This window comes from Methanobrevibacter sp., assembly GCF_045114555.1.
In the GTDB taxonomy this organism is placed as follows: Archaea; Methanobacteriota; Methanobacteria; order Methanobacteriales; family Methanobacteriaceae; genus Methanobrevibacter.
Map to the genome: position 1 here is coordinate 1 of NZ_JBGUKT010000026.1, position 6,782 is coordinate 6,782.

General features: G+C 30.8%; 4 protein-coding genes. 1 reads left to right on the top strand and 3 read right to left on the bottom strand.

Translation table 11 applies throughout. The features are described from left to right. Window positions 1–21: 21 nt before the first annotated feature. A complete protein-coding gene (locus ACJMLB_RS06565) occupies window positions 22–2,355 on the top strand; it encodes an OB-fold nucleic acid binding domain-containing protein (RefSeq protein WP_405324666.1) in 2,334 nt (777 codons plus the stop codon). A gap of 664 nt (window positions 2,356–3,019) precedes the next feature. Here the strand turns inward: ACJMLB_RS06565 and nifU are convergent. From nifU to ACJMLB_RS06580, 3 genes are all read right to left on the bottom strand, one after another. Then, window positions 3,020–3,394: a Fe-S cluster assembly scaffold protein NifU gene (gene nifU / locus ACJMLB_RS06570; RefSeq protein ID WP_298537671.1), complete on the bottom strand. Its 375-nt coding sequence runs from the start codon at window positions 3,392–3,394 to the stop codon at window positions 3,020–3,022. A 60-nt stretch (window positions 3,395–3,454) separates the two neighbouring features. Then, window positions 3,455–4,660: a cysteine desulfurase NifS gene (gene nifS / locus ACJMLB_RS06575; protein WP_405324671.1), complete on the bottom strand. Its 1,206-nt coding sequence runs from the start codon at window positions 4,658–4,660 to the stop codon at window positions 3,455–3,457. A gap of 311 nt (window positions 4,661–4,971) precedes the next feature. Beyond that, complete coding sequence (locus ACJMLB_RS06580) at window positions 4,972–6,288, bottom strand: O-acetylhomoserine aminocarboxypropyltransferase/cysteine synthase family protein (protein WP_405324669.1); 1,317 nt, start codon at window positions 6,286–6,288, stop codon at window positions 4,972–4,974. Window positions 6,289–6,782 lie beyond the last annotated feature (494 nt).

Here is a 6,782-nt window from a genome sequence, read left to right on the forward strand (position 1 = left end):
AAAGATCTGTGAGGGGGAAAAATGAAAAAAGCATGCCCTAAATGTAATGGAACCGGGTCTATAGTTGTAGATACAAAAATATGTGAAAATTGTGATGGAACAGGTTATGTAGATACATTTGAAATGAAAAATCACTTTAAAGGCGTGAACAGTAATGCTAGAGCTAAATTTGATTTAGATGCAGATCAAGATGTTCCATGTGAAGCATGTGATGGAAAAGGAATGGTAGATGTCTTGGAAGACTGTTCCTACTGCAATGGAACTGGTGAGATTACCGTTTGCAATGATTGTGGAAAACGTATTGACTCTGATAAGAATTACTGTGATGATTGTTCAGAAAAACAAGAAGAAGAGAAGATGAAAAAACAAGCTGAAAGAGAGAGGAATCCGGAAAAACTCGTTGTGGAATCTGACATTTCAGGAAAGGAAATTGTTTATGAATTAGATGGATTATGTGAAATGAGCGATTTAGAGCTTAATTCAATCTATAGAGGTAAAGTCACAAGAGTGGAAAGATACGGTCTTTTTGTCAGCTTAAACAATCAAGTTTGGGGACTCATGAGAACACGTAATTCCTCAAATAAAGTGGGGGATTATGTATTTGTAAGAATCACACAAATCAAAGAGAGAAAACGTGAAGTTGACATGGCTCCTGCAAGTGTTTTCAAAGGGGAATATGTGATTAAAAAAGTCAAGAAAAACATCAAAAGAACCAAAATCGAAACACTTGATGATTCTTCAATGGGCAATGTCGTTAAAGTCCATGGAGAAGTTATACAAATCCAACAGACTTCAGGACCAACTATTTTTACAATCACTGATGAGACTGCAATTACCTGGGCCGCAGCATTTAATGAGCCTGGAGTTAGAATGTATCCTGAAATTGAAATAGGAGACATTGTAGAGGTAATTGGAGAGGTTAATAAGCATAATGGTGAAATTCAAATAGAGTCAAGCAGCATTGAAAAGCTTGGAGACGAAGAAGCAAATAAAATGAAGGAATTCATTGATATTGCTTTAGATAAAAAGGCAGAACCTGATGACGTTGATTTCTTAATCCAAAGCCCAGTTTTAGATAGGTTAAAACCTAAAATGAGAGAGGCTGCAAAAGTTATCAGAAGAGCTATTTTAGATGGAAGATCAATTCTTGTGAGACACCATGCGGATGCAGATGGTATTTGTGCAGGAGTTGCAATGGAAAAAGCCGTGATTCCTTTATTAAAAGAGTTTAATCCTGATAATGATGCTGAATACCATTACTTTAAACGCTCTCCTAGTAAAGCCCCATTTTATGAATTGGAAGATGTAGTTAAGGATTTATCCTTTGCATTGGAAGACTTTGATAGACATGGGCAAAAATTGCCACTAATTGTATTATTGGATAATGGTTCTACAGAGGAAGACATTGTAGCATTGATGCAAGCAAAAATCTATGATATTGAAATTGTAGTCATTGACCATCACTTCCCTGGAGAACTGATTACAAAGACATTGAAAAGTGGAGAAACAATTGATGGTAGTGTAGAGTGCAACAATGAAGACATTATTGCAGGTACTGTTGCAGTGGATGAATACGTTGACACTCATGTAAATCCTTATCTTGTTGGAGGGGACTCTCAAATAACTGCTGGAGCATTAGCTACTGAAGTTGCACACATCATTAATCCAGATGTTGAAGATTTAGTGAAACACTTGCCTGCTGTTGCTGTTTTAGGAGACCGTGCAGAAGCAGATGAAGTGGAACAATATGTAAAGCTTGCATCTGAAAAAGGATATGATAGAGAGCAATTGAAGAAGATAGCTGAATGTATTGATTTTGAAGCTTACTTCCTTAGATTCATGAATGGTAGAGGAATTATCGATACCATTTTAGGTGTAGACAATCTTGACAAGCATCCTAAGATGGTTGAAGCATTATATAAAGAATACCTAAAACGTGTAGATACCCAAATGAAAGCGGCTTTGCCTAATATAAAAAGAGTCCAACTTGAAAATGGAATCTACTTCAATGTTTTGGATGTTGAAAAATATGCTCATAAGTTTACATTCCCTGCTCCTGGAAAAACCTGTGGATTTGTCCATGATAAGATTGTAAAAGAGATTGGTGAAGATAAGCCAATCATTACACTCGGACATGGTCCTGACTTTGGAGTTTTAAGGGCAACTGATTCTGTCCATAAGATCTTTGGATTTAATGTAAATAATATAGTCATTAGTCTTGCAGATAAGATACCTCAAGCAGGTATTGATGGTGGAGGTCACGAATGTGCAGGATCTATAAAATATATTGAAGGTCTTGGCAATGAAGTATTGAATCAACTTCTAAGTGAAATCCAAAATATGACTAATGAATAAAAAAAATAATTTCAATTGAAAAATAATTTTGATAAATTTTTCATTGATTATTTTTTTTCCTATTTTTCCTATTTTTTTAATTTTTAATTTTTAACTTTTTGATAATTTTTTAAATTTTTCTAATTTTTAACTTTTTTCTAAAATTCCTATTTTTTCTGATACCTCAAAAATTAAAAATTTATTAAATTACTCTTTTTAAACTGTTAGATGTAGATATACTAAATTCATTTTTATAATCAGAATATATGATTTAATTAAATTGATTTTATGATTAATTAAATTAATTCATTTTGAATAAAGTATCATTTAATGAAATGTTACTATATGATTTTTACACAAAAAAGAAATTGCAAAAAATTGAAAAAATTTTTTATCAAAATTATGCGATGATGGAAATTTGTATGAAATATTATAAAAAATTTTAAGAAATAATTAAAAAAAGTTTCAAAGAGATAAAACAAAAATCTTAAAAAATTGAATTTGAAAAATTTATGAAATAATTAAAATAGTTTTAAAAAAATAGAATAAAAAATAATTTCAAAAAATTATTATAAAAAAATAGTTGTTAAAAAATTAAAATAAAAAATAGAATAAATAATAGAATAAATAATAAAATAAATAATAGAATAAAAAATTTAAAAATTAAAAATTAATAATAAAAATTTTATTCTGATTTTTTAGATTTGTAATCCTTGATTGCTTCAGTCAATGCATCTGCTGCTAAGTTAGAACAATGCATCTTGATTGGTGGAAGACCATCCAATGCATCAGCAACATCATTTCTAGTGATCTCTAAAGCTTCATCAACAGTCATTCCCTTAGCGATTTCAGTGATCATACTGCTTGTAGCAATTGCAGCACCGCAACCAAAGGTTTCAAATTTAATATCTTGAATCACTTCATTGTCATCTACATCAATGTAAATAGTCATTAAATCCCCACAAGTAGGGTTTCCAACAGTTCCTTCACCACTTGCATTTTCAATAATACCAGAATTTCTTGGATTTGCAAAATGGTCCATAACTTTTTCACTGTACATATCTTATCACCTTATTCTTTACATTATTTTTTTAAATAATCATAATATTTAAATTTTTACTTAATGATCTGGGTCTGTAAACTTAGACTCATCCAATTCCAAAGATTCATTATTTTCATTATCCCATAATGGAGACATTCTTCTTAATCCTGCAACAACTTCATCCAATGCATCTACAACAACGTCTACATCTTCTAAGCTATTTTCAGTACCTAAACTTAATCTTAATGAACCGTGGATTTCAGCATCTTCCAAACCTAAAGCGCTTAATACATAAGATGCCTTTAGACTTTTTGATGAACATGCAGAACCGGTTGCACCATTGATTCCTTTTGCATCCAATCTTAAGATCAATCCTTCACCTTCGATTGCTGCAAATCTGAAGTTTACATTATTCGGAAGTCTATTTACTCTATCCCCATTCAAGTAAGCTTCTGGAATTCTATCACTAATCTTTTCAATGAGAGAATCTCTTAGTTCTGTAAGCTTTGCAATGTTTTCATCTAAGTGTTCATAAGCAAGCTCTGCAGCTTTACCAAAACCTACGATACCTGGAACATTTTCTGTACCAGATCTAAGGCCGTTTTCTTGACCTCCACCATGAATCAATAATTCTAATCTAACTCCTTTTCTAATGAATATAGCGCCAACACCTTTTGGGCCATAAATCTTATGGGAAGAGATGGACAATAAGTCAATATTTGCTTCTTTAACATCCACTGGAATCTTACCTACAGATTGAACTGCATCGCAATGGAATATGATGCCATTTTCCTTTGCAATCTTACCTACTTCTTCAATAGGTTGGATAGTTCCTATCTCATTATTTGCATGCATTACAGAAATTAAAATGGTGTCTTCTCTAATTGCATTTTTTAAATCTTCTATACTGATTATACCATTTTCATTTACTGGCAAATAAGTAACTTCATAACCTCTTGATTCAAGGAATTCACAAGTTCTTAAAACTGCAGGATGCTCAATTTCTGTTGTAATAATATGTTTACCTTTATCTTCAAATTTTAAGGCTACTCCTTTTATAGCCATATTGTCAGATTCAGTCCCTCCACTTGTAAATATAATCTCTCTTGTATCAGCATTAATTAATTTAGCTACATGTTCACGAGCTTCTTCAACCGCTTTTTTAGCATCTCTACCTAATTTATAAAAAGTAGAAGGATTACCGAATTCTTCTTTCAAATAAGGTACCATTGCATTAAATACTTCTTCTTTTACTGGAGAAGTAGCAGAATTGTCCATATATATCATAATTAGCTCTCCGATTTTCTCTAAATAAAAATTTTTTTAGTAATTATATTAATTATTTTAAAGATAAAATAACTACGTTATTATAATTTTTTAAAAAATATAACTATAGTTATATTTCCTAATTTATTATTAGTAAGTTTTAGTATATAAAGTTTAGGTTTAACTAATTTTTTTAAAAAAGAGCATTATAAAAATTGAAAAATATTATTGAAAAATATAAACGAAAAATAATTGAAAAAATACGAAAATTTAAAAAAAATAAAAAATTGAGGGTATAAATATATTAAAAATGATTTGGAGAAATTTAATTATTCTCCAAATTTAGCAGTAACTTTTTCTAAAGCTTGATCAATATCAGCAATGATATCCTCTACATCTTCAAGACCTACAGAGACTCTAATCAAGTCAGGAGTTACACCAGTACTTTCCTGTTCTTCTGGAGTCAATTGTTGGTGTGTAGTGGAAGCTGGGTGGATAACCAAACTTTTTGCATCACCAATATTAGCAAGTAAAGATAACAATTCAAGATTATCAATAAATTCTTTTCCTGCTTCAAGTCCACCTTTAACACCAAAGGTTAATAAAGCACCATATTGGTCTCCTAAGTATTTTTTAGCAGTTTCATGTGTTGGATGACTTTCAAGTCCAGGATAACTTACCCAACTTACTGCAGGGTGTTGTTCTAAATGTTTAGCTACTTTTAATGCATTATCAGAGTGTTTAGCCATTCTGATAGATAAAGTTTCTAAACCTTGCAAGAATATGAAACTGTGGACTGGAGCAAGAGTTGCACCTAAGTCTCTTAATAATCTTGCTCTAATACGAAGAGTGTAAGCAATGTTTCCAAGTCCTGGGAAATCACCGAATATTTCCCAATAGTTAAGACCATGATAACTTGGATCTGGTTCAGAAATGGTAGGGAATTTACCATTACCCCAATTGAATTTACCGCTATCTACAATATATCCTCCTATAGCAGTACCATGACCTCCAACAAACTTAGTTGCAGAAGCTGCAATTACATCTGCCCCATGATCTAAAGGTCTTACTAACCCAACAGCAGCAGTGTTGTCTACCACTAATGGAATATCATGAGAATGAGCGATTTCAGCAAGTTTTTCAAATTCAGGAACATCCAATTTAGGATTTCCAATGGATTCCACATAAATCGCTTTTGTCTTATCAGTTATAGCAGCTTCAAAAGCATCAAGATCTTGTGAATCTACAAAGATAACATTACGTGCCAAATCCTTAAAAGTGTAATCAAACAATTGATATGTTCCACCATATAAATTATCTGCAGAAACAATTTCATCTCCAGGTTGGGTAATGTTTAATAATGCATAAGTAATAGCAGCTAAACCACTAGCAGCAGATATTGCAGAATTTCCACCTTCGATAGCAGCAATTCTTGCTTCAAAAGCATCACTAGTAGGGTTAGTTAATCTACTGTAAATTTGACCAAATTCCTGAAGAGCAAACCTATTTGCTGCTTCATCCGTATCCTTAAATACATAAGATGAAGTTTGATAAATCGGAACAGCTCTTGATCCAGTTGCTGGGTCTGGTTCTTCTTGTCCTGCGTGTAATCCTAAAGTACTTAATCCATAATTTTTGTTAGTCATTTTATCACCTGTAATATAAATTAATTAGTAAATATAATGAATACTAGTAGATTTTAATAAATGAAACATTTAATAAAATTCTTAAAAATATTCTTTTAGAAAAATATTTTTAATATAATCATTAAAAAATAACAATTGTTATATTTTATATTTACAAGTGCTCTATTCTTAATGAAGAAATATTAAAAATAGTGAAATATTAAAAATAAATTTTAAGAAAAATATTCATTATATAACAATTGTTATACATAGTATATAAAGTTTTTGCTATTTATAAGAATTACAAGCAAAAAATCACAAAAAATTAGGAAAAAAGTTTAAAAAATTTTTTAAAAAAAATAGATCAATTATAAAGAAATGAATAAAATTTATAAAAAGTTCGTAAATATTAAAACTAAATAGTGTTAGATAAAAAAAGGCTGGCAGCTAAATGAAATTCCCATAGACCGAAACCCATAGTACACAAACAAAACGCGAAAAGACTTAACTTCTGG

Coding starts and splice junctions, on each gene's coding strand:
- ACJMLB_RS06580 (WP_405324669.1), bottom strand. CDS start 6,288: ATGACTAACAAAAATTATGGATTAAGTACTTTAGGATTACACGCAGGA.
- ACJMLB_RS06565 (WP_405324666.1), top strand. CDS start 22: ATGAAAAAAGCATGCCCTAAATGTAATGGAACCGGGTCTATAGTTGTA.
- nifU (WP_298537671.1), bottom strand. CDS start 3,394: ATGTACAGTGAAAAAGTTATGGACCATTTTGCAAATCCAAGAAATTCT.